General features: G+C 68.3%; 22 protein-coding genes. 12 read left to right on the top strand and 10 right to left on the bottom strand.

Features of this window, described 5'->3' with window-relative positions; genetic code table 11:
* Positions 1–5 precede the first annotated feature (5 nt).
* From ACWD26_RS13455 to ACWD26_RS13465, 3 genes are read left to right on the top strand one after another with little or no spacing between them, the layout of a single operon-like run.
* On the top strand, positions 6–1,643 hold the full coding sequence (locus ACWD26_RS13455) for a class I SAM-dependent DNA methyltransferase (RefSeq protein WP_451269387.1): 1,638 nt from the start codon (positions 6–8) through the stop codon (positions 1,641–1,643).
* Positions 1,640–2,830, top strand: coding sequence for a restriction endonuclease subunit S (locus ACWD26_RS13460; protein WP_451269389.1), 1,191 nt, complete (start codon positions 1,640–1,642; stop codon positions 2,828–2,830). The genes ACWD26_RS13455 and ACWD26_RS13460 overlap by 4 nt, the downstream gene beginning before the upstream one ends.
* Positions 2,827–6,093, top strand: a complete 3,267-nt coding sequence (locus tag ACWD26_RS13465; protein ID WP_451269391.1) for a type I restriction endonuclease subunit R — start codon at positions 2,827–2,829, stop codon at positions 6,091–6,093. Before ACWD26_RS13460 ends, ACWD26_RS13465 begins: the two co-directional genes overlap by 4 nt.
* A gap of 59 nt (positions 6,094–6,152) precedes the next feature.
* Here the strand turns inward: ACWD26_RS13465 and ACWD26_RS13470 are convergent, their stop codons facing one another.
* Positions 6,153–7,004, bottom strand: a complete 852-nt coding sequence (locus ACWD26_RS13470; protein WP_451269393.1) for a helix-turn-helix domain-containing protein — start codon at positions 7,002–7,004, stop codon at positions 6,153–6,155.
* A gap of 16 nt (positions 7,005–7,020) precedes the next feature.
* Entirely contained in the window at positions 7,021–7,779 is a 759-nt protein-coding gene (locus ACWD26_RS13475; protein ID WP_451269395.1) for a DUF6879 family protein, read from the bottom strand.
* Between the two features lie 172 nt (positions 7,780–7,951).
* Here ACWD26_RS13475 and ACWD26_RS13480 point away from each other — a divergent pair, with 172 nt between their 5' ends.
* The 4 genes from ACWD26_RS13480 (at position 7,952) to ACWD26_RS13495 (ending at position 9,695) form a co-directional block, all read left to right on the top strand.
* A complete protein-coding gene (locus ACWD26_RS13480; RefSeq protein WP_451269397.1) occupies positions 7,952–8,155 on the top strand; it encodes a hypothetical protein in 204 nt (67 codons plus the stop codon).
* The gene (locus ACWD26_RS13485; protein WP_451269399.1) at positions 8,155–8,370 is read left to right on the top strand and encodes a hypothetical protein; all 216 of its coding nucleotides are present in this window, start codon (positions 8,155–8,157) and stop codon (positions 8,368–8,370) included. The genes ACWD26_RS13480 and ACWD26_RS13485 overlap by 1 nt, the downstream gene beginning before the upstream one ends.
* A 98-nt stretch (positions 8,371–8,468) precedes the next feature.
* Positions 8,469–8,969, top strand: a complete 501-nt coding sequence (locus tag ACWD26_RS13490; protein ID WP_451269401.1) for a hypothetical protein — start codon at positions 8,469–8,471, stop codon at positions 8,967–8,969.
* 69 nt (positions 8,970–9,038) lie between these two features.
* Positions 9,039–9,695 (top strand): class I SAM-dependent methyltransferase, encoded by a 657-nt coding sequence (locus ACWD26_RS13495; RefSeq protein WP_451269403.1) that lies wholly within the window; start codon positions 9,039–9,041, stop codon positions 9,693–9,695.
* 40 nt (positions 9,696–9,735) lie between these two features.
* On the opposite strand, the gene ACWD26_RS13500 is transcribed toward ACWD26_RS13495, so the two are convergent.
* The 5 genes from ACWD26_RS13500 to ACWD26_RS13520 form a co-directional block, all read right to left on the bottom strand.
* A complete protein-coding gene (locus ACWD26_RS13500) occupies positions 9,736–10,080 on the bottom strand; it encodes a PIN-like domain-containing protein (protein WP_451269405.1) in 345 nt (114 codons plus the stop codon).
* A 31-nt stretch (positions 10,081–10,111) separates the two neighbouring features.
* The gene (locus ACWD26_RS13505) at positions 10,112–10,768 is read right to left on the bottom strand and encodes a DUF433 domain-containing protein (protein ID WP_451269407.1); all 657 of its coding nucleotides are present in this window, start codon (positions 10,766–10,768) and stop codon (positions 10,112–10,114) included.
* An 85-nt stretch (positions 10,769–10,853) separates the two neighbouring features.
* Positions 10,854–11,792, bottom strand: a complete 939-nt coding sequence (locus tag ACWD26_RS13510; RefSeq protein WP_451269409.1) for a hypothetical protein — start codon at positions 11,790–11,792, stop codon at positions 10,854–10,856.
* Between the two features lie 282 nt (positions 11,793–12,074).
* Positions 12,075–12,212 (bottom strand): DUF397 domain-containing protein, encoded by a 138-nt coding sequence (locus tag ACWD26_RS13515; protein WP_451269411.1) that lies wholly within the window; start codon positions 12,210–12,212, stop codon positions 12,075–12,077.
* Complete coding sequence (locus ACWD26_RS13520; RefSeq protein ID WP_451269641.1) at positions 12,169–13,083, bottom strand: helix-turn-helix domain-containing protein; 915 nt, start codon at positions 13,081–13,083, stop codon at positions 12,169–12,171. The genes ACWD26_RS13515 and ACWD26_RS13520 overlap by 44 nt, the downstream gene beginning before the upstream one ends.
* A gap of 176 nt (positions 13,084–13,259) precedes the next feature.
* Between ACWD26_RS13520 and ACWD26_RS13525 the strand changes: the two genes are divergently transcribed.
* The 4 genes from ACWD26_RS13525 (at position 13,260) to ACWD26_RS13540 (ending at position 18,668) form a co-directional block, all read left to right on the top strand.
* Positions 13,260–13,784: an ATP-binding protein gene (locus ACWD26_RS13525; RefSeq protein ID WP_451269413.1), complete on the top strand. Its 525-nt coding sequence runs from the start codon at positions 13,260–13,262 to the stop codon at positions 13,782–13,784.
* 181 nt (positions 13,785–13,965) lie between these two features.
* A complete protein-coding gene (locus ACWD26_RS13530) occupies positions 13,966–16,449 on the top strand; it encodes an AAA family ATPase (RefSeq protein WP_451269415.1) in 2,484 nt (827 codons plus the stop codon).
* Positions 16,446–16,901 carry a hypothetical protein gene (locus tag ACWD26_RS13535; protein WP_451269417.1) on the top strand — a complete coding sequence of 152 codons (456 nt, stop codon included), beginning with the start codon at positions 16,446–16,448 and terminating at the stop codon, positions 16,899–16,901. Before ACWD26_RS13530 ends, ACWD26_RS13535 begins: the two co-directional genes overlap by 4 nt.
* An 84-nt stretch (positions 16,902–16,985) precedes the next feature.
* A complete protein-coding gene (locus ACWD26_RS13540; protein ID WP_451269419.1) occupies positions 16,986–18,668 on the top strand; it encodes a TIGR04141 family sporadically distributed protein in 1,683 nt (560 codons plus the stop codon).
* 219 nt (positions 18,669–18,887) lie between these two features.
* On the opposite strand, the gene ACWD26_RS13545 is transcribed toward ACWD26_RS13540, so the two are convergent.
* Entirely contained in the window at positions 18,888–19,415 is a 528-nt protein-coding gene (locus ACWD26_RS13545; protein ID WP_451269421.1) for a YbjN domain-containing protein, read from the bottom strand.
* A 150-nt stretch (positions 19,416–19,565) separates the two neighbouring features.
* Positions 19,566–22,199, bottom strand: a complete 2,634-nt coding sequence (gene clpB, locus ACWD26_RS13550; RefSeq protein ID WP_451269423.1) for an ATP-dependent chaperone ClpB — start codon at positions 22,197–22,199, stop codon at positions 19,566–19,568.
* Positions 22,200–22,329: 130 nt separating this feature from the next.
* Here clpB and ACWD26_RS13555 point away from each other — a divergent pair, with 130 nt between their 5' ends.
* Positions 22,330–22,755: a pyridoxamine 5'-phosphate oxidase family protein gene (locus ACWD26_RS13555; protein WP_451269425.1), complete on the top strand. Its 426-nt coding sequence runs from the start codon at positions 22,330–22,332 to the stop codon at positions 22,753–22,755.
* A gap of 196 nt (positions 22,756–22,951) precedes the next feature.
* On the opposite strand, the gene ACWD26_RS13560 is transcribed toward ACWD26_RS13555, so the two are convergent.
* Positions 22,952–23,287, bottom strand: a complete 336-nt coding sequence (locus tag ACWD26_RS13560) for a Rieske (2Fe-2S) protein (protein ID WP_037702762.1) — start codon at positions 23,285–23,287, stop codon at positions 22,952–22,954.

The raw sequence follows: 23,287 nt of genomic DNA on the forward strand, positions 1-23,287 counted from the left end.
GAACGATGCCTCCCCGCAAGCGAGCCGCGGCAGCCGCCGGACAGGGCGAACTGCTCAGTGTCTCCAGCACGAAAGAGATCCAGGACATCCTGTGGAAGGCCGCGGACAAGCTCCGCGGTTCCATGGACGCCGCCCAGTACAAGGAGTTCGTGCTCGGCCTGGTCTTCCTGAAGTACGTCTCCGACGCCTTCGCCGAGCGCCGCGAGGAGCTGGCCGCCGACCCCGAGCTGGCCCAGATCCCTGAGCACCGCCGCGCGGCCTTTCTTGAGGAGAAGGACGAGTACACCGAGAAGAACGTCTTCTGGGTGCCCCCGACCGCCCGTTGGGACCACATCTCCGAGAACGCGGCCAGCGCGGAGGGGGGCGTCGGCGCGCTGCTGGACACGGCGATGGATGAGGTGATGAAGGCCAACAAGACCCTCACCGGCGTCCTCCCGAAGATCTTCAACCGCGACAACGTCGACCAGAAGCGCCTGAAGGAACTCGTCGACCTAATCAGCGACGCCCGCTTCACGGGGCACGGTGACCGCCCGGCGCAGGACGTGCTGGGTGAGACGTACGAGTACTTCCTGGAGAAGTTCGCCCGCGCCGAGGGCAAGCGGGCCGGCGAGTTCTACACCCCGGCGAGTGTCGTCCGCCTGATCGTCGAGGTGCTGGAGCCGTACGAGGGGCGGGTGTACGACCCGGCGTGCGGCTCGGGTGGCATGTTCGTGCAGAGCGGCAAGTTCGTCGCGAAGCGGCGCGGCAAGGACCACACGCACGACATCGCGGTCTACGGCCAGGAGGCCAACGAGCGCACGTGGCGCCTGGCCAAGATGAACCTCGCGATCCACGGCATGGACCCGAAGGGCGTCGGCGACCGCTGGGCGGACACGTTCGCGGACGACAAACTGCCGGACCTCAAGGCCGACTTCGTGATGGCCAACCCGCCGTTCAACATGTCGGACTGGGCAAGGAAGACGGACGACCGGCGCTGGCGGTACGGCACCCCGCCCCAGTCGAACGCCAACTACGCCTGGCTCCAGCACATCGTCTCCAAGCTGGGCGACCGGGGCAGCGCGGGGGTGGTCCTGTCCAACGGCTCGATGTCGTCCAAGCAGTCGGGCGAGGGCGAGATTCGCGCGGCGATGGTCGAGGCGGACCTGGTCTCCTGCATGATCGCCCTCCCAGGCAACCTGTTCCGTACGACGGCGATCCCGGCGTGCCTGTGGTTCCTGACGAAGGACAAGTCCCCGCAGGGGGTGCGGGCGTTGGAGGACCGGCGGAGCCGGGTGCTGTTCATCGACGCGCGTGCGATGGGCACGATGGTCGACCGCACGGAGCGGATCCTCACGGAGGAGGACCTGGAGAAGATCTCCGACACGTACCACGCGTGGCGGGGCACGAAGTCGGCGACGGACAAGGGCCTGTCGTACGAGGACGTGCCGGGGTACTGCTACAGCGCGACGCTGGAGGAGATCGAGAAGCACGACTATGTGCTGACTCCGGGGCGGTATGTGGGGGCGGCGGAGGGCGAGGTGGATCCCGAAGCTGAACCGGTGGACGAGCGGATTACGCGGCTGATGAAGGAACTGTTCGAGCAGCTGGATGAGTCGGCTCGGCTGGATGTGGTGGTGCGGGAGCAGCTGGGGAGGTTGAGTTGAACAACTGGGATACCAAGACGATCGGACAGCTCGGACGCGTCGTCACAGGGACGACACCGCGGACAGGTGACAACAAGGCATGGGGAGACCACGTTGACTTTGTCACCCCCACGGAGATGAGCTACTCAGACCGTGAGCCTTCTGGATGCAGACGACTCTCCGAAGATGGTCTGGCTACGATGCGACGAAGGCTCGTACCCGCTGGATCTGTACTGTTCGCTTGCATCGGCTTCTCAACCGGAAAAGTTGCCCGCATCTCGCGGCCTGCTGTCACGAATCAGCAGATTAATGCACTGGTCCCTGATCTGTCTGTCGTTGACCCAGGCTTCGCTTACTATATGTTGCGATATCGCGCAGCGGATATTCGGAGAATTGCCAGCGGTTCAACAACGCCGATCGTAAATAAATCCACATTCGAAGCGTTCATTGTGTCCACCCCTGACGTGTCGGAGCAGGCGGAAATCGCAGAGGTCCTTGGGGCACTGGACGATAAGATCGCGATCAACAAGCAAATTGCGGCCACAGCCCTTGAGCTTGCGGACACTCAATTTGCCAGTGCTGCGAGAGGGGTGAACTTCGGTCCGGACACGTTCGGTTCGACGGCGACGGTTGCCGGTGGTGGGACGCCCAGTACGAAGACAGAGGAATACTGGGGCGGAGGAATCGCTTGGACCACTCCAACGGACGTAACCGCATTGTCCGCGCCATATCTGTTTGAAACTGGCAGGACCGTAACAGGTGAGGGACTAGAAAACTGTGCATCGCAGCTCTATCCGGCGCAGTCCATCTTCATGACCTCTCGTGCAACCATTGGGGCTTTCGCTCTGCCTCAGATTCCCGCTGCGGTGAACCAGGGATTCATCGTCGTCCTGCCGCCGAACGAGGAACTGCGATGGTGGCTGCTTCATGAAATGCGCTCTCGCGTGGAAGAAATGATCAGCCTGGCTAACGGGTCGACCTTCCTTGAGTTGAGTCGCAAGAATTTCAAGGCCATGCCGATCCGGCTGGCGAGTGACCAGAGCATTGCCGAGTTTGCGCAGGCCGTTGCGCCACTGCATCGCAGAGCTGCTCAAGCCACGGCTGAATCGCGCACCCTAGCGACCCTCCGCGACACCCTCATCCCTCAGCTAATGTCTGGCAAGCTCTACGTCCGAGACGCCGTGAAGGTCGTGGGGGACGCCGTATGACCAGCAATAGCGGCAGCGAGCCCCCTCACACCCCCGCCCACCTCGACGCCAAAATGACCGAGTCCACCTGGGAGCTCCTCGCCCTCGATGAACTCGGCGACCTCTCCTGGGAGATCAAAGCCGGTAAAGACCTAGCGCCCGGCACCGGCCACCGCCGCGACTGGGACGACCTCATCCTCCACGGCGAACTGCAAGCGGCCATCGAGAAGCTGAACCCGGAGCTGACCCCCACCGCCGTCACCGAAGCACTCCGTATCGCCACCGACCCCGCCTCCCGCGAGGCGTATGCGGAGAACCGGCAGGCGCACGAGCACCTCACCACCGGCATTCGCCTCACCTACACCGACGAGTTCGGCGCCGAGCAGACCCCCACCGTCCGCCTCGTCGACTTCACGGACCCCGACGCGAACAGCTACCTCGCCGTCAACCAGGTCACCCTCCGGGAGACCGACGGCAGTCACCGCCGCTTCGACATCGTCCTGTACGTCAACGGCCTGCCCCTCGCCGTCGTCGAGTTGAAGAGCGCCTCCGACGAGAACGCGACCCTCAGGTCCGCGCACGCGCAACTCCAGACGTACGTCTCGGAGTTCCCGATCGCGTTCCGCTACAACGTGCTCTGTCTCGTATCGGACGGCATAACCGCCAAGTACGGCACCGTCTTCACGCCGTACGAGCACTTCGCACCCTGGAACGTCGACCACGAGGGCAAGCCCGTCGACACCAACGAACCCGGCTACGACGGCCTCGACGCACTGAACCTGGCCCTCCACGGCCTGTTCACGCAGGAGCGGTTCCTCTCCCTCACCCGCAACTTCGTCAACTTCCCCCCGCCCAAGCCCGGCGAGGCTTTCTCCGGCAAGCGCATCGCCAAGCCGCACCAGTACTTCGCGGTCAACAAGGCGGTGGACGCGGTCGTCGAGGCGTCCCGTGGGAGCGGGCAGGCCGGCGTCGTCTGGCACACGCAGGGTGCGGGCAAGTCGGAGGAGATGGTGGAGACGACCGCGCTCGTCTCCCGCCACCCGGCGCTCAACAACCCCACCATCGTTGTCATCACCGACCGCAACGACCTCGACGACCAGCTCTACGACACTTTCCAGGACAGCCGGACTCTCCTCGGACAGGAGCCCCTCCAGGTCAATACGCGGGAAGAACTGCGCACCGAGCTGAAGAGCCGTAACGTCGGCGGGATCGTCTTCACCACCCTCCAGAAGTTCGGGCTCAGCACGGAGGAGAAGGCGGCCGGTAAGTCCCACCCCCTCCTCTCCGAGCGCCGCAACATCCTCGTCATCGTCGACGAGGCGCACCGCTCGCACTACGACAGCCTCGACGGATACGCTCGCCACCTGCGCGACGCCCTCCCCTACGCCACCCTGCTCGCCTTCACCGGCACACCGATCTCCAAGGCCGAGGCCGACACCCGGGCCGTCTTCGGTGAGTACATCGACGTCTACGACCTGAAGCGCGCCGTCGACGACGGAGCCACGGTCCGCGTGTTCCACGAGCCGCGGGTGATCGAGGTCGACCTGCCCAAGGGCGTCGACCCGGGCAAGCTCGACGAGCAGGCCAACACCCTCACCGAGGGCATGGACGATGCCGAGCGCCGTCGCGCCATCAGGTTCGCCACGGCGATGAACACCGTCTACGGCGCCCCCGACCGGATAGCGACGCTCGCCGACGATCTGATCGCCCACTGGGAGAAGCGTCGGGAACTGGTCAAGCCGGACCTCGGCGGGCCCGGCAAGGCAATGGTCGTGTGTATGACGCGGGACATCTGCGTGGCGCTCTTCGACGCGCTGGCCGAGCGGCGTCCGGACTGGGTGGCCAAGGAAGCCGATCAGGGCGTCATGAAGATCGTCTTTCACAGTGACCCTTCCGACGAGCCGCACCTGCGCGCGCACGCGCTCCGCCCGTCCCAGCAGAAGGTCGTCCAGGCCCGCGCCAAGGACCCGGACGACGAGCTGGAGCTGCTCATCGTCCACTCCATGCTGCTCACCGGCTACGACGCACCGCCCATCCACACCCTGTACATGGACCGCCCCATGAAGGGCGCCAACCTGATGCAGGCCCTGGCCCGCGTCAACCGTCGCTTCCGGGGCAAGCAGGACGGTCTCCTCGTCGGCTACGCGCCCCTGACCGACAACCTCGCCAAAGCCATGAGCGAGTACTCGGACCAGGACCGCAAGGACCAGACGCTCGGCGCCGACATCGAGCGGGCCATCACCGAGGTCAAGAACGAACTGTCGACCATCAAGGGCCACCTCGCCGGGTGCCATTGGCGGGAGTGGCTCGCCGACACCGGCCGCCCCGACTCCCGTAAGCGCGCACTGCGCCTGACCGCCGACTTCCTGCGGGACCCCAAGAACCCGGGCAACAAGGTCGAGCCCGGTGCCAAGCCGCTTTCCGTCCGCTTCAAGGACAGCGCCGCCCGGCTCGACCGCTTCTACCGTGTCTGCGCGATGAGCCGTGAGATCGCCGAGCGGTGCGACGACCTGGACGACTGGCGCGGAGACATCGCCTTCTTCAGCGAGGTCCGGGCCTGGATGATCAAGCTCGACGCCGCGCAGCGCGAGGCGAGCGGCGAGACGCTCAGCGCCGAGGTGCAACGCTACCTCCAGGCCCTCGCCGCCTCGGTCGTCGACGCCGACGAGATCACCGACCTGTACGCGGAGGCCGGGATCGGCCGGCTGGACATCACGCGCCTCAACGAGGCCCAGCTGCGCAAGCTGGAGAACTCCGAGACCCCGCACCTGGTCACCGAGGCGCTGCGGCGCCTCATCCAGCAGAAGATGCGCGAGGTGACCAAGCACAACGTCGTCCGGAACGAGAGCTTCGCCCAGCGCCTCGACGACCTGATGAAGCGGTACATGCTCCAGCAGCTCACCAGCGCCCAGGTCATCGCCGAACTCGCGGCCCTGGCACGGGAGGTGTCGGCAGAGGCTCGCCGCGGCGAGCAGTTCGACCCGCCGCTCAGCCATGCCGAACTGGCCTTCTACGACGCGGTCGCCCACCGTGACATGGCCGAGCTGATGGAGGGCGGCCAGGACACACTCGCCAAGATTGCCCGAGCCCTGGTGAGGGACATCCAGAAGAACCTCTCCGTCGACTGGCTCTCCCGCGAGCCCGTCCGGGCGAAGCTCCGCACCCGCATCCGCCGCGTACTGGCGATGTTCGACTACCCACCGGAGGAGGAGCGCGAGGCCGTCGACCTGGTCCTCAAGCAGATGGAGATCGTGGCCGCGCTGTGGGCACCCGCCGCGAAGTAGGGACACACTCGGGCGCACTCACACCGTCGAGCGCGAGCTCCTCGGACATGGGCTTGGCTTCAACGTGAGTGCAACGCTCGTCGTGCGGCGCTGATGAGGTTGTGCGCTTCAGCGCCGTACACGGCGGACTCCCGGAGTGTCTTCCAGGTGCGGAGATAGGTGTCCACGCTGGCCTCGTCGTCGATCCACAACTCCGCGTGCCAGTTCTCGACGATCACTTGGCGGTCGTCGTAGATCCAGAAGGCGGTGGCCGGGGGGATCTTGAGCGAGGCAGACAGGGGGATGATCCCCAGCTCTACGGTGTCCAGTCCGACGGCTCCTGCGAGTCGGTCGAGTTGGGCCGCGAGCACCGAAGGTGGGCAGACCAAGGCATGCAGGGCGGCTTCCCACATGATGAGGTGGAAACGCTTCGAGGAGTCGTACAGCGTCTCTTGCCGTTTCATGCGGGACCGGACTGCCCCTTCGGTGTCACGTGGCGATCGCTGCAGCTCCGAGTACCTCGTGAAGATCGACCGGGCGTAGTCCGGCGTCTGGAGAATCCCGAAGATCATGGAGGGTTCCCAGCCACGGAACACGGAGGCGTCGGCATGAGCGCTCAGGTGGGTGTCCTGGACTGGCTTGTGCCCGGCCGCCAGTTGTCGCCGCCAAGATCGGATGTGGGACTCGAAGCCCCGGAGGCGGGCCAGCAACTCGTCGTACACCTCGGACTGGCCGGTTGCCTCCGCCCATTTGCGCAGGTCCTCGGGTGTTGGAGTCTGCCTGCCGTTCTCCAGCCTGCTGACCTTGGACTTGTTCCACCCGTACAGCGTGGCGAGTTCCGTGCCGGTGAGCCGACGTCCAGGGGCGGAGAGCCGGAGTTCGCGTAGGCGCGCCCCGAGAGCTTCTCGTGCCTGCTGATAGTCCGTGCTCACCGGTACGCACCTGCTCTCAGTCCTTCTTCGCGGTCAGCTGCGCCGCGAACTGTTCGTACGGGACGGCGTGATGCATCGCCGCGTCACGCGCCATGGCGTACCGCAGGACTGCTGCGGGCTCCGTGATCAGTTCGACGTTGACCAGGTGGTCGGCGTCGTCGAAATTGAGCAGGGCGACCAACCGGGAGTCGAAGATCCAGAAGTCTTCGTCGGGCAGGCCGAGCCGGTGAGCGTCCACACGCCGGAGATTGCGGATCTTCTCGCCGACACCGCTGTTGCGGCGTGCGTTGTCGAGAAGATAGAGCTGGCCGGCCGTCGGCGGATCGTCGACCGTGCGGACGCGTTCGAACCTCTTGCCGAGCCCGGTCTGCTCGCGGCGCTCGGCACACCACTCGGCGTCGACGCCCTCCCAGTTGACGGGCTCGCCGTTAGTGAACTGCGCATACGTGTCCGTGAGCTCGTCGGACGCGTACCGACGGCGGCTCTCCAGACGCCACGCCGTGTGCTCGAACTGCGTGAAGAGTCGGTCGAACTCGTCCAGCCCGATGATGTTCGGCACGCGAGTGAACTCCTTGGGTGCGAAGTCAACGAGCACTTCCCGTGGCACCACGATGGGCACCTCCCCCTCGCTCAGGTGCCTGAGCTGGGCGACATCGTGCGGGTCGGTGAGGGCCGGGCCGTGCACGATGACCTCGCCCGTGTCGAGGTCTTCGTGAATGGACGGGCACCCGTTGACGCCGCTGCCCGTGCCGTTGAAACGCAGTCGTCGGGCCATGATCACGTCCTTCTACTGGGGACTGATCTCCCAAGCCTCCCTAAGGTCAGCGTCTTCTGGTGAGGGTTCCGTCGACCCATATCAGCAACGTCGCGCAACCTCGCCATACAGTCAAGCAACTTCGCGCAACTTCCATGGCGGCCATCAACTCCACCTCTCTAGCGTCCTGTTCATGGCTACGACGGAACTGCGAAACGTCGACCCGCACGCGGCAGTGGAGTCATTGAGGGCGGCGCTCACCGAGGCCGGGATCGTCTTACCCTCCCTCGGCGTCGACCTCGCGAACCCCGACCTGAACCTCGTCGAGCTGGGGCGCGTCCACGCCGACGTCGCTGAACGACTGACGGAAGCACTCCGGCGAGAGGGCCGTGAGTGATGGCCACGCGAGAAGGGGATGGCGCCCTGGTCATCGACACGAAGACGGACAGGATCGGCTACGTGATGGGGCGCGCCGGCCCCTACGTCCAGCTCAGGCCCCCCGGCGGCGGGCGTGAGTGGGACGCGGACCCCGACGCCGTCCGGCAGGCCACGGATACCGAAGTACTGCGCGCCCGTGTGACCGAGATGAACCGGGCGAAGCGGCTCGGATGACCGCGCCCGTCTCCGATACCCATTCCTCCGAAGGACCACGAACCTCCGATGGGGCGAGTTACCAGCACGGCACGCCACCTCCGAGAAAGGGAACGTTCATGACCGTCATGCTCGACAACCCCTCCCACACCCGCACCAGGGAACCGAAGGAGCTGCTCAACGCCGTCCAGCCGCACATCAGGCACCTGACCGTCAACGTCCTCGACAGCGGCATGAGCCTGTGGGACCGGGAGGTCGCCCTGTTGCTGCGCGATCACACGATGGTCCGCGACATGGCCGAACGCGTCCTGAGCAACGCCGTCATGTACACCATCGGTTGCATGGAGCACCCGGAGGTCCACCTCGGAGTCGGCAAGCTCGTCGACATCGGTGTCCACCAGCTCATCCTCGACACGCCGGTGTGGTGGGCTCTGTGCGATGCGTACAACGAGGGCCGGTACAAGCACCACGCCCCGTTCATCGAGCGTCGCCGTGACGGCCTGTGCCTGCGCACGGCGGACTTCCTGAAGTCCATCGGCTTCGACATCGACGAAGAGCTGTGGGCCATCGACGGCACGGACTGCTCACCGTGCGACAACAAGGTCCCCGACAGCCATTGAACGGCCCTACCCTGGCCCCTGCCCTCGGTCCCCTGGGGCAGGGGCCGTCCCTTGCGAAGAGGAATCGTCTTGCCTGCACACCACGACATCGCCGCCGAGACGGAGCTGTGGGACACCTTCGCCGCTTCCGCCTTCAAGGACGACGCGGAGCCTGGGTTCTCCTGGACCCAGTACGCCGGTCACGGTCCCGGCCCCGAACTGCTCGGCGACCCACGCTGCGTTCTGGAGATCGGCTGCGGCACCGGCCGCGCTCTCGCTCACCTGGCTCAGCGTGGCATCGCAGCTCGGGGCGTTGACCTGTCTCCGGTCATGGTGAAGAAGACCACCACGAAGTGGGGCAGTACCGGCGCGGAGTTCGTGTGCTCCGAGGTCCTGCGGTACCTGAGCGAGGAAGAGGCCGCGTACGACGCCGTCTACTCGATCTTCGGAGCCGCCTGGTTCACCGACCCGAGCCGCCTCTTCCCGCTCGTCCGCCAGCGGCTCAGGCCCGGGGGCGTCTTCGTCTTCTCGCAGCCGCCTGCCATCCCGGGCGCCTACGGGCCGCAGGGCATGTACAAGGGGGGCTTCGCGGGCAAGGCGATGTTCACCTACCGCTACAGCTACCGCCCGGCCGTGTGGGAGCGATTGCTCACTCGGGCCGGGTTCCTCACGGCTGACGCCCAGGTACTTGATGCCCCACACCCTGGCCACATCGGTACGCTCCTCGTTCGCGCGGTGGCGCCGTGACCGACGGTGTACATATGGCCGGCCTTCCTTCGCCGATCCGTCACGGCCAGGTGCGTTCGATGCGGTCGTGCCGCACGGCGTAGGCCGCCGGACCGCCTTTCTCGACCGCCCGGTGGATCGCGTCCTGGTGCATGGCGAGCCGACCGATCATCTCGGCGCTTCGGAGCTGCTGGTTGTCCAGGTAGAACAGCACAGCCTCGCGTTCCAGGACCGGTCGGATCTCCAGGTCCCGGGTCTTGATCCGCCCATCCTTCGACAGCGGAACCCAGGAGCGGTCGAGACCGTGCGTGATCCACTCCTCGTCCGGGATATCCTGGCCGTCGTCCGGGAAGACGTCCCCGATGCGGTGAACCGTCCACCCACAGGCTCTCAGTCCTTCCGCCACACGCCGACCGAGATTCCGGCCGAGGAAGAACTCAGGCGACAAGGTGCACCACTGCCTGGCAGAGCGCGTCCACCTGCTCAGGCGTCATGTCGTAGTCGTACGCGATGTCCTCGACGGTTTCTCCGGCCTCCCACAGGTCGGTGATGGCCTGGACCGTGACGCGGTTCGCGGCCACGACAGGGAGTCCGTGGCCGAACCTCGGGTCGATCACGACGGGGACGGAGTCCGGGTACTGCCTCAGCCGCAGGCTGGAGGGGAAGTCGTCGCCCGGCTCCCAGGTGAGGTAGCGGAGATAGTCGGAGACCACTTCGTGGATGGGGACCTGGCCGTCGCGGGCTCTGCGGAGATCCCCCCAGCCGTGCTCGATGAAGATGTCCACGCCGTCCGTGGCGATTCTCTTGGAGACGAGGCCGTAGGGAGTGTCGAGGGCGTCCCGTACGGCGGCGGCCGCCTCCCTGATCTCGCTCATGCGGAGCCCCAGGGAACGCAGGGACCGCAGGGCGTGCGCCTCGGCCACCGCGATGAACGGCACCGAAGGCTGCCCTTTCCGCACCGGCTCCACCTGGTGGACCAGTGGTGCTCCGGCGGCTTTGCCCTTCAGCCACGAGGTGAGGGTCGACTGGGGAATCTGAAGGTAGGAGGCTGTTTCCGTGGGCGTCAGAAGGCCGTCCGAGAACCTGTCGACCATGCCCCACCTCCTCTTGGCGTCAGATTTCGCATCGTGCCACATCAAGCCTCCCACCTGCGGGTGGACCGCACACCCGGCCACCGGCTCAGCCGGTCGCGGGGAGTTGGTCCCGGGACCGGCAGTCCCGGCAGTGGCTGTGTCCCGCCGAGCGGAAGCCCCGGTCGCAGCCGTCGCAGTTCCGCATTCTCAGGACCGCCGGGCGCTCTGGGGTCTCGGGGCTTCCGGGCTCCGGTGCGATCAGTGGAGTGTCCTTGAGTCGGTAGGCGAGGATGCCGGCCGGGCGGACGAGGAGGTTTGCCGGGAGTCGTGCGGTGAGGTGGTCGGTGATCTGGGTGGGCAGCAGGCCTGCCCCGAACCACCGGGTGACCGCCGGGGCGAGGCGGGCGGCTTCCCGCTCGGACAGGACGAGACGGGGGTCGACCCGGCGGAGGCCGGCGAGTACGGCGATGGCTCGGGGGTCGACGTCGGCGAGCGGGACCGGTGCCTCCGCCTCGGTCTCAGCCTGCGCTTCCGGCTCCGCTGCCTCCGCCGTCTTCTCTCCCGCCTGTACGGGTGCCTCCACCGTGTCCCGCACGGCCCCGGACGCGGGCGCGGGCGTGGCGGCGGCGGGTTGCTTCCGGGGGCGACGAGGCTTGGGCGGCCTGGGAGACCCGTCGGGATCCGGGGCGGGCTCGCCGCCGGGTACGTCGTAGAAGTACGTCCGGGTGCGGACCTGCCCGGTGGGCGTCCGTTCGCGACGGCGTTCCAGGTATCCGGCCTCTTCCAGTTCCCTGAGTGCCCGCGAGATGAGGATCTCGCCCTCGTCGAAGTGCTCGCACAGGGCGGCGATGCTCACACAAGTGCCGCTGGGCAGAGAGGAGATGTACGCCGCCACACCGACCGTGACCGCACTGCCGCGCCGCTGAGCGAGAGCGTTGGAGATCACGGTGAAGTCGGCGGTCAGCCGGGTGCGTACGTGGATCACGCCGGAGGTCGGAGCTCCGGCGTCGGCGCGCAGGGGCGCGTTAGACTGCGGGTCAGCCATCGGGAAGGTTGTCTCTTCCTGATCGGTCAGGCCCTCGTTCGGGATTGCCGTCCCGGCCGGGGGCCGTATCTGTTTGCGGTTGTCGCGGCGAACGTAACCGCCCGCATCCCACGCCTGCAAGCCGGTCACCCGGACGGGTGACGCAGGCCTCGCGGCCGGGGATGGTGGGTGGGCGGGTAGTTCTTTCCCCCGGTTCTTTGGGGAGGTCAGTGGCCCGCCGGACCCTCGCGGACAAGGGCCCGGTGAGCCCGGCAGACGGACGGCGGCCGGGGCCCGGCCGCCTCAGGGTCGGTGGTTGCCGGCCTTCAACTCGCCTATGAAGGCGGCCCAGGAGGCGGCTTCGAAGCACAGCGCCGGGCCCTGCGGGATCTTGCTGTCACGGACGGGAACGACGGTCCGGAACCCGTCGGCCACTTCCACGCAGTTGCCGCCCTCCTGATTGCTGTAGCTGCTCTTGCGCCAGGCGACGCCGTTCAGATCGGGACGGGACTTTCGCTCCACGGTGGTTGTCCTCCATCACGGATCGGATCATGTCGAGCGACATGAGCGAGGGCAAAGCTGCCGCCCTCAGCCGATCGTAGGTCAGCGCGAAACTCCTGACTTCGTCCGGATCCTCGATGAGTTGGCCGTAGTGCGCGCCTTCCGTGTAGGCGATCTCCGAGCCGTCCGGCATGGTGAGCACCGTGAGCGATCCGCCCAAGGCATCGTGCTCGCCCTGGTCGAACGGCAGTACCTGCACGGTGATGTGAGGTTCCGCCGTGGTCCCGAGCAGCCGCGCCAACTGCTCACCCATCACCGCCCGGCCACCGACCGGACGCCTGAGCACCGCCTCGTCGAGGACCACCCACAGTTCGGGACGATCGGGCGTACCGAGGCGCTCCTGTCGTCCCATGCGAAGGGCGACCCGCTCTTCCAACTGCTCCTTGCTGCCGAGCGTTCGACCGACACTCAGCACCGCCCGCGCGTAGTCCTCCGTCTGCAACAAGCCAGGCACCACATGAGCCGCGTATTCGCGGACGGCCACCGCCCGCGCCGAGTACTCCATGAACTTCCGCGACCAATCCGGAAACGCCTCCCGGTACACGTACGGCCACAACTCGACCAGCAGGTCGTCCGCGCCGAGGACCGCGTCCAGCGCACGCGCCAGCTCCAGCGTCGGCTTCGCTCCGGACGCCCGCTCGATCTGGGTGATCCGGGTGCTCACCACGTGCGTCCGGTCACCGAGCTCGGCCTGCGTCAGTCCAGCCGCCGTACGAAGCCTGCGCACCCGCGCGCCGAACAGCGCCGCCATCGACGCGCTGGGATCAATTCCGTTGGCCAAAGCGTCACTTCCGTTCCTTACGGACTGAAAAGTAAGGCTGCGTCACCTGTCGAGCGTAGGGCGATCGGACGAACCTTGGACACGGAACGTGACTATTCACGTACTCCGTGAGATTTCTCAGCTCGACAGACAAGGACGGACCAGCCGTGCTGACAGCAACGACCACGCCGGGAGACGAGCCGCGGCGGAGCATCGCGACCCTTGCGCCGGAGACAGTCGCGCTCGCCGCCAAGGCGAAGTCAGGCGAACTCCCCGCCATCGCCGAGCGGTTCGTCTCCTCCCCGCGAGGGGCACAGCTCGCCCGACGTCTCGCCGTCCGGCGTATGGACGAGTGGGGCTACCCGGCGGCGTCCGACGCGTCGTGCACCGTCGCTCTCGTCGTCGGCGAACTCGCCGCGAACGCCGTACGGCACGGCCGGGTTCCCGGACGGGACTTCGGCCTCCGACTCGCCCTCGACCTGACCGCGGGGGTGGTGCGTATCGAGGTCGCCGACGCCGCCTCCGCGAAGCGACCGCCCGCCACCCCGCCCTTGTCGCGCCCCGACGGCGAGTCCGGTCGAGGACTACTGCTGGTGGACGTCCTGGCCATGCGCTGGGGGTCGGATCCTCGTCACCCCGTGGGCAAGACGGTGTGGGCGGAGGTCTCCTTTGAGGCGTCAACTCGCCTCTAGGCAGCGTGAATTGCGATAACCCGCGTTATCGCCGAAATCATGGCTCCCCTCTCCTCTCCTTCCCTACCGTCTGTTCCGTCGCACCCGGCTCGCGCACAGCGGGAAGCACTCACGCCTCCCGCTCACCGCGCCCGCCCGGCCGGCTCTCATCGGAACGGACCACGGAAGGGCGGAGAACGCCATGACGGAACACCACGATCACCACCAGCCCCCGGAGCTCGACGGCCAGGCTCCCGACAACGGCGTCGGATCCTCGACGCTCTCCCGGCTGACCGGCCGCCTCGAAACGTCCACCCTCGCCGAGGCGACCAAGGAGATGCTCCGTGAGGCGCTCGGCGGGCACGGGGCGTCGGGCACCGGTCCGGACGCGCCCGGCGGCCCGCACCCGGACCGCCGGGTGTTCCTCGACTCCGTCAGCGTCAGCGGCTTCCGTGGCATCGGCCGCAAGGCACGTCTGCCGCTGAACGCGAAGCCCGGTGTCACCCTCGTGGTGGGTCGCAACGGTTCGGGGAAGTCCAGCTTCGCCGAGGGCGCGGAGACGGCGTTCACCGGCCGGACCGCCCGCCTCGACAAGCAGCGCGGCGAGGTGTGGCGTCGGCACTGGCGCAACCTGCACGACGGGGCCGAGCCGAGGGTCGAGGTCCGCCTCGCCATCGCGGGTGACGCCCGATCGTCCACGCTGACGTGCACCTGGCCGGGCGACGACGTCACGGCCCCGGAGGTCGAGTTCAAGCGGCCGGGACACGGCCGGCGGCCCTTCGAGGACGCGGGCTGGGAGCGGGCGCTGAACAACTACCGGCCCTTCCTGTCGTACTCCGATCTGGACAAGATCATCAGCGGCAAGCCCAGCGAGCTGTACGACTCGGTCGCCACCATCCTCGGGCTCGGCGAGCTGACGACTGCGGACGAACGGCTCCAGGTCGTCGAGAAGGCGCTCAACTCGGCCGTGAAGACGGCCGAGGCGGAGCTGCCCGCCCTCGTCGAGGCGCTGTCCGCGCTGGACGATCCCCGGGCGGAACGCGCGCTCGCGGCCGTCAGCGGGGCCGGGGCTCCCGACTTCGACGGCCTGGACGCCCTCGTGACCGGACTGCCCGACGCGGACGACGACCGGTTGAGGGAGCTTCGCGCGACCGTCGCACTGGCCGGTCCCGACCTCGACGCGGTCGGCGCTGCCGTGGACCGGCTGCGCGAGGCCGTCGCCGTACTCGACGATGTACGCGCCTCGGGTGCCGAGGACGCCCACCAGCGCGCCGAACTGCTGGACAAGGCCTTGGAGCACAGCCGTCGGCACACGGACGAGAAAGCCTGCCCGGTGTGTGGATCCGACCGGCCGCTCGACGAGGCATGGGCCGAGGGAGCCGCCGAACAGGTGGCCGCCCTGCGGCGGGAGGCCGCCGCCGCGCAGGAGGCCCGCATGGAGCTGAAGGACGCTGTGGACGCCGTCCGTTACCTCGTCACGCGGGTCCCCGCGTGGCTGCCCGCCCCGGTCGTCGCCCCCTGGGAGGAGTGGGCGGCCTGCCGGGCGATCGACGACGCCGAGCGGCTCGCCGCCCGTGCCGAGACCGCCGCGCTCGTCCTCGCCGACGCCTGCGCCGCCCTGCGGGCGGAGTCCGCCCGGGAGCTGGAGAAGCTGGACGAGGCGTGGCGGGGCTGCGTCACCCGCCTCGCCGCCTGGCTCGACCGGGCCAGGGCCGCGCACGCCGGCAAGCCCCGGCTGCGGCAGGTCAGGGCGGCCCGCAAGTGGCTCAAGGAGGCGTGCGCCGAGCTGCGCGAGGAGCGGCTGCGGCCCTTCGAGGACCACTCGCAGCGGATCTGGGAGGAACTGCGCCAGCAGAGCAACGTCGACCTGCGCTCCGTACGCCTGACCGGCAGCGAGAAGGCCGCCGTGCGCAAGCTGGTGATGGACGTGTCCGTGGACGGTACGGAGGCCGCCGCACTAGGTGTCATGAGCCAGGGCGAGCTGCACTCCCTCGCCCTCTCGCTCTTCCTGCCGCGTGCCGCCGCGCCCGACAGCCCCTTCGGGTTCGTCATGATCGACGACCCCGTGCAGTCCATGGACCCCGCGAAAGTCCACGGCCTCGCGAAGGTCCTGCACGACCTCGGCGAGACCCGCCAGGTCGTGGTCTTCACCCATGACACACGGCTCCAGCGGGCCTTCACCAGCCAAGAACTCCCGGTGACGGTGCTGGAGGTGGAGCGGGAGGCACGGTCGGTGGTGACCGTGCGCCGGGTGACCGATCCGGTCGGCCAAGCGCTGGACGACGCGCGTGCCCTCGCCCGTACGCCGAACCTGCCGCCGGTCGCCATGACCCACGTACTGCCCGGCCTCTGCCGCACCGTCCTGGAGCGGGCCTTCTCCGAGGCCGCGTGGCTGCGGCTGCACCGCGCCGGACTGACCGAACACGAGGCGGAGAAGATCGTCACGGCCGCCGTCAGGCTGCTGGACATCGCCGCCTTGGGGCTCTTCGGAGACCCGTCGAAGACGGCGGCTGACATCTACCGCGAGCTGCGCAGGCGGTGCGGCCCCGGGGCGGTGGACCTTATCCGGCAGTGCCAGGAGGGCGCCCACCCGTCGGGCACCTCGATGCCCGATCCCCGCCGGTTCGTGGAGGACGTCAAGGCCGTCGCCCAGACCGTGCGCATGCCGGAGGAGGTCACCCCGTGAACACGACGATCCGTCAGTTGTTGGACACCGCCGACTTGCTTATCGAGGACAACGGCGGTCCCGCCTTCGCCAGCCCCGTCACGGCCGGGCCCGCCACGACGTGGGTCAGTACGGCCGTACCCGCCCCGCCCGTAACCCTCACCCTCACCGCCACGGCGGCGAGCCGGTGCCGCGGGGCCGCCTTCGCACTCCGCGCCGCGCTGGAGAGCGCGGTCACCACCCGTCTGGCCACGCACGGCGCACCCCGCTCCATCCGTGAGGGCTCCATGCGGGCCGCACTCCTGTGGCTTCGCGGCTGCGCCGAAGCCGAGACCGCCCGCCGGGCGAAGGCCGCGTGGAGCCAGCTCTGCCTCGGCTGTCACTACCACCAGTACGAGATCGGCCCCAGGGAGGACCAGGTCCGTGCGTGGCGGGCCGAAGTCACCGCGATCGTCGCCCTGTTGGCCTGCTGAGAACGGCCGCTCCCAGAAGCCGGCGCACCTGAGAACGACACCACCAGGGCGACTGTCGCCGCCCCGCACGAGAGGAGCGACACCATGGCAACCCGCACGTCGAAGCGCACCCTGTACAGGCTCAGGGGCGTCACTCCTACCGTCGACGGGATGTTCGACGCTCTGGACGCGAGCCAGCTGGAGAGGGTGCACGCGGATTTCGACTTCCCCGAGAACCTCGGTGGGGCGGCGGTCCTGGTCACCGGCAGTTTCGAGCAGTCCGTCGCAAGCTGGTGCGACGAGATCTTCCGTACGACGGGCATCGAGGTGGCTCGGCCGGTCAACCGCTCGGCCGGACTGCTGATGCTCGCCGTCGACGGCGATGTGTACGCCCTCGGCTACGACCAGGGCTTCCGCCTGGTTCCCGACCGCTTGAAGGATCACCGGTTCGGCCTGAGCTTCGCGTCCCGCCGGGTGGATCCCACCCGAATCCGGGACGTGGTGTCGCACACCCCGGGCGGAGGCCGCACCGACATCACTCTCGTCCCGGGCGGCGCCTCCATCTGGAGCCTGGGCATCGTCGAGCACGCCCAGATCGTGCGCCGCCTCGGCGGTCACCTGGACGGCATCCCGCTCACCATCTCCCGGGACAACCCGGCGAGGATCTTTAGCGCCGAGGGTGGTGCCGGCCTGCGCCTGCGGCTCGGTGTGGAAGGCGCTGACCTGATCGCCGACATTCGTGCGATCGCCCGGGTCCTGCGCGAGGAGAAGCCGAGCCCGGAGCTGGAATTTGTCGAGCACGTCGTGCCCGTCGACGATCCCAGCCTTGTCACCCGCCTGGAGGCCGTCCTCGATGATCTCCTCGGTCAGGAGCCCGACGGACGGATCGGCGTAGCCGTCCCCGCCGACCACTGGGACGACTACACCGCCGCCCAGACGTTCCGGGCCAGGATCAACAGCGACACGGCCGGCCGGGCGACCGACGACCTCGACCTCGGCTACGTCCTCTGCCGGGCCCGTGTCCAGCGGGCCGGCAGACGGGTCACCGCACTCCGGGAAGGAACCGTCACCCTCTACCGGCACAGCCGCGCCGACCGGACCGACGAGATCTGGACCTCCAGCGCGCTCCGGTGGATCGAGGCGGAGGTGTCCCTCGGCTCACACCGGTACTTCTTGATGGACGAGCACTGGTACGAGATCGACCAGACATACCTGAAGGTGATCCGCTCGCACGCGGAGCGGCTGATGACGCGCTCCCCGTCCGTGGACCTGCCCCCGTGGGTTCTCGGAGAGGCGGAGCGCACCTACAACGCGTCCGTGCCGGACCAGCGGCCCGGGTACGTCTGCTTCGATCGCGACAACGTCCGGACGGCACTGCACCGCGGCAACGGAGTGGAGATCTGTGATCTCCTCAGCCCGGACAATGCGTTGGTCATGGTGAAGCGCGCCAAAGGTTCCGATGCGCTGAGCCATCTCTTCAGCCAGGCCCTCGTCGCCGTGCAGACCCTACGGAACTCCCCGGAGGGCAGGGAACGGTTCGCCGAGAAGGTGGCCACGGCACGTAAGGGGCGCGGCCTGCCGGAAGACTTCCGGCCCTCGAAGGTCGTCTTCGCAATTCTCCTGAAGAACGGAACCGACCTCACCGCCGACACCCTGTTCCCGTTCTCGCAGGTCACCCTGGTACAGACAGCCAGGACGCTCGAAGCGTGGGGGGTTCAGGTCGAGGTCGTGGGCATCGCTTCCACTCCAGCCGTCACCTCGCTCGGGAGTCGGCGGGTCGCGGCGTAGTTCGCACTTCCCGCCGCCCGCGTCCTCGCTGCCTTGCGTCGCCATGCCACAAGCCTGGACGGCGAGAGCCCGGCCGTGGCACCCCCGCGATGGGGAGGCGCCCTGGCCGGGCTCTCGTACGTGTGTCCGGGGAGCGGTTCTGGCCGTCATGGGCCAGGTCCCCCTGTGGCCACCGCGGCCGGTGACCGCCGGTGACCGTGGAAGCGCGTCGGGGGACGACTACTCGTCGTCCTTGGGCTTGTCGGTCTCCTCGATGTCCTCGGCCAGGCCGAGCTGCTCGACGAGCCACTTGTCGAACTCGATGGCGGCCCGCACCCAGCTGACCGTCGACGAGACGAAGTGCTCCAGGCTGACGCCGGTGCCGATCAGCAGCTGCGCCTCGCCGATGAGACGGACCGTGCCGTCGTCGTGGGTGTGGCTGTAGACCTTGGGCCACAGCGTGCGGCGGTTCCAGTCGTCGATGGTCTCCAGCAGGGCCGGCTTCTCGTTGATCTGGTGCGGACGGTCGTAGAACGTGCGCACCGAGAAGACCTGCTGGTCGCCCTCGCCACGGAACATGAAGTACGTACGGAATTCCTCCCACGGCGCCGCGAGGTCACCCTCGTCGTCGACGACGTACTTCAGCTCCATCTGGTCCAGGAGCTGCTTCACGAGGTCCTGATCCGGGACCACGGGGCCGGGCGGCGGGCCGGGCTGCGGCTCGGGCTGGCCCCCGAAGTTCGGAATCGAGGACGGGTCGATGCTCACCGTGATTTTCCCTTCGTACGGATTCCGCCATCCTCCCCCATGCGGGGGCGGGAGTGGCAACCCCCGCCCCGCGTGGTTCGTCGCCCTTGGCCGGATCCGGGAAGGGGATTCAGCTACGAGCGTGGGCGGGAACCTTTCGGGTACCCCCGCTCACGGGTTCTTCTCCAGCGAAGGTGCCGTCGGGGCACCCGTCACCGGGCCCACGATCAAGCCCTCCCCCTCCCCGAACGTGTCCACCCGGACCGTGTCGCCGTCCTTGACCTCGCCGGAGAGGATCTCCTTGGCGAGGCGGTCGCCGATGGCGGTCTGGACGAGGCGGCGCAGCGGGCGGGCGCCGTAGGCCGGGTCGTTGCCCTCGTCGGCGAGCCAGGCCAGGGCGGCGGGGGTGATCTCCAGGGTGAGGCGGCGCTCGGCGAGACGCTTGGACAGGCGTTCGATCTGGAGTTTCGCGATGCGCTCCAGCTCAGCCTTGTCCAGCGCGGAGAAGACGACGAGGTCGTCGAGGCGGTTGAGGAACTCCGGCTTGAAGGAGGCCCGGACCACCTCCAGGACCTGCTGCTTCTTCTCCGCCTCGCTGGTGACGGGGTCGACCAGGTACTGGCTGCCCAGGTTCGAGGTGAGGATCAGGATCGTGTTGCGGAAGTCGACCGTACGGCCCTGTCCGTCGGTGAGACGGCCGTCGTCGAGCACCTGGAGGAGGATGTCGAAGACCTCGGGGTGGGCCTTCTCCACCTCGTCGAGCAGGACCACGGAGTACGGGCGGCGGCGGACGGCCTCCGTCAGCTGGCCGCCCTCCTCGTAGCCGATGTAGCCGGGGGGCGCGCCGACGAGCCGGGCCACGCTGTGCTTCTCGCTGTACTCCGACATGTCGATACGGACCATGGCCCGCTCGTCGTCGAAGAGGAAGTCGGCGAGGGCCTTCGCGAGCTCCGTCTTGCCGACACCCGTCGGGCCCAGGAAGAGGAAGGACCCGGTCGGGCGGTCCGGGTCGGCGATTCCGGCCCGGCTGCGGCGTACGGCGTCGGACACGGCCCGTACGGCCTCGGTCTGGCCGATCAGGCGGCGGCCCAGCTCGTCCTCCATGCGGAGCAGCTTCTGGGTCTCGCCCTCCAGCAGACGGCCCGCCGGGATGCCGGTCCAGGAGGCGACGACGTCGGCGATGTCATCGGAGCCGACCTCGTCCTTGACCATGGTGTTCTTGGACGCGGCGGCCTCCTCCTCCGCCTCGGAGGCCTCCTCCAGCGCCCGCTCCAGCGTGGGGATCTCCCCGTACAGCAGCTTGGAGGCGGTGTCGAAGTCGCCGTCGCGCTGGGCGCGTTCGGCCTGGCCGCGCAAGTCGTCGAGCTTCTCCTTCAGTTCACCGACGCGGTTGAGGGACTGCTTCTCCTTCTCCCAGCGGGCGTTGAGGCCGCGCAGCTCCTCCTCCTTGTCGGCGAGGTCGCGGCGCAACCGCTCCAGGCGCTCGCGGGAGGCGGCGTCGGTCTCCTTGTCGAGGGCCATCTCCTCCATGCGCAGCCGGTCCACGGACCGCTGCAGCTCGTCGATCTCGACGGGCGAGGAGTCGATCTCCATCCGGAGCCGGGAGGCCGACTCGTCGACGAGGTCGATGGCCTTGTCGGGCAGGAACCGGGAGGTGATGTACCGGTCGGAGAGGGTGGCGGCCGCGACCAGCGCCGCGTCCGCGATCACGACCTTGTGGTGGGCCTCGTAACGGCCCTTGAGTCCGCGCAGGATCGCGATGGTGTCCTCGACGGTCGGCTCCGCCACCAGCACCTGCTGGAAGCGGCGCTCCAGGGCCGGGTCCTTCTCGATCCGTTCCCGGTACTCGTCGAGGGTCGTCGCGCCGACCATGCGCAGCTCACCGCGGGCGAGCATCGGCTTCAGCATGTTGCCGGCGTCCATGGCGGAGTCGCCGCCGGCGCCCGCGCCCACGACCGTGTGCAGCTCGTCGATGAAGGTGATGATCTGCCCGTCGGAGTCCTTGATCTCCGCGAGGACCGTCTTCAGCCGCTCCTCGAACTCGCCCCGGTACTTCGCCCCGGCGACCATGGCGCCGAGGTCGAGCGCGACCAGCCGCTTGTCCTTGAGGGACTCGGGCACGTCGCCCTTGACGATCCGCTGGGCGAGCCCTTCGACGACGGCCGTCTTGCCGACGCCGGGCTCACCGATGAGGACCGGGTTGTTCTTCGTACGGCGGCTGAGCACCTGCACGACCCGCCGGATCTCCTGGTCCCGGCCGATGACGGGATCGAGCTTCCCGTCCCTCGCGGCGGCGGTGAAGTCGGTCCCGAACTTCTCCAGGGCCTTGTACTGCCCCTCCGGATCGGCTGTGGTCACCCGGCGTCCTCCCCTTGCCTTCTGGAACGCCTCCCGCAGCTTGCCGGCGGTCGCTCCCTGCCGGGAGAGTACGTCCCCCGCCTGGCCGCCCTTCTCGGCGATCCCGATCAGCAGGTGCTCGGTGGAGACGTACTCGTCGCCCAGCTCCTTCGCCTTCGCCTGGGCCTCGGCGACGACGCTCAGCAGCTCACGGTTGGGCTGGGGCGGCGAGACGGTGGAGCCGGTCACGCTGGGCAGGCCGGCCACGATCTTCTCGGCGCCGGTGCGCACGGCCGCCTGGTCGGCCTCGACCGCGGCGAGCAGGTCGGTGATGTTCTCGTTGTCCTGCCCCTGGAGCAGCGCCAGCAGCAGGTGGGCGGGGGTGAAGTCCGGGTTGCCCTCGGACACGGCCCGGTTGCTGGCCGCGTTGATCGCGTCCCGGCTCCTGTTGGTCAGCTCGGCGTCCACGTTCGCGTTTCCTCCTTGCGTCAGCCGTCGGCCACAGTGACTTGGACAACGTGCATAAAGTTGAGTCTATTCCACTCAAGGTGAAGGGGGGAGGGATCCCTGGGTCGGATCGCCGCTAGATTCCACGACCGTGAGTACCTACCGACCTCCATACCGAGTGGACCCCGGCGAGCCGGACGCCGCCTATCTCGCCTTCTGGCAGGAGCGCCATCTCTGCACCCTGACCACCCTCCGCGCCGACGGCAGCCCCCATGTGGTGCCCGTCGGGGTTACATACGAACCCGGGGCGCGCCTCGCTCGGGTGATCACCAGTGCGACGAGCGCGAAGGCGCGGCATGTGCGCCTCGCCGGGGAGGAGGGCGCCCGGGTCGCCGTGTGCCAAATGGAGGGCAAGCGCTGGGCCACGCTGGAGGGGCGCGCGTTCGTCCGTACGGACCGGGAGCGGATCGCGGACGCCGAGCGGCGGTACGCCGAGCGGTACGGCAGGGACCCGCGACCCAACCCGCAGCGGGTGGTGATCGAGATCGAACTGACGGCGGCGCTGGGTCGGGGCTGAGGACGACACCGAGGGTGACCGCCCGCTTCCGGTTGACCTTTTTTCGGACAGATGAGCGACGGGTGGAGTGGTTCCGATACCGGGAGGCATTCTGAAATGTCCCCGTAAACCTGCAGCGGCGTCACCGTGTTCAGGTCACGGTGACGCCGCTGCTGGGGGGAAGCGCCTGAGCGATATGGAACGACGGGGGATCGCTTCAGGCACTGCGGGGGGTGGCCGAGACGGCCGTGGAGGCCGGGGTCTCCGGCTCGGCGAGCCGGTGGTCGCGCTGGTCGAGATTGACGAAGACCATCCCGTACCGGACGGCGCACCGCACTGGCTGCGGCGCGCCGCGCGGGCGCCGCAGACACCGGTACGCCCGGATGTCCTCGTCCTCGTCCCTGGTCACCACCACCGGCTCACCGAACACGGTCACCATCAACGAGTCACCGCTGTGGGGGATGGCGGTGGCCAGGTCAATGAAGTGCCAACCGGAGCGGTAGGCGGTGGCCATTTCGCGGCGGAAGGAGCGGTCGTCGGGTGGAGTCGTCAT

The sequence above is a fragment of the Streptomyces sp. NPDC002787 genome (assembly GCF_053592095.1).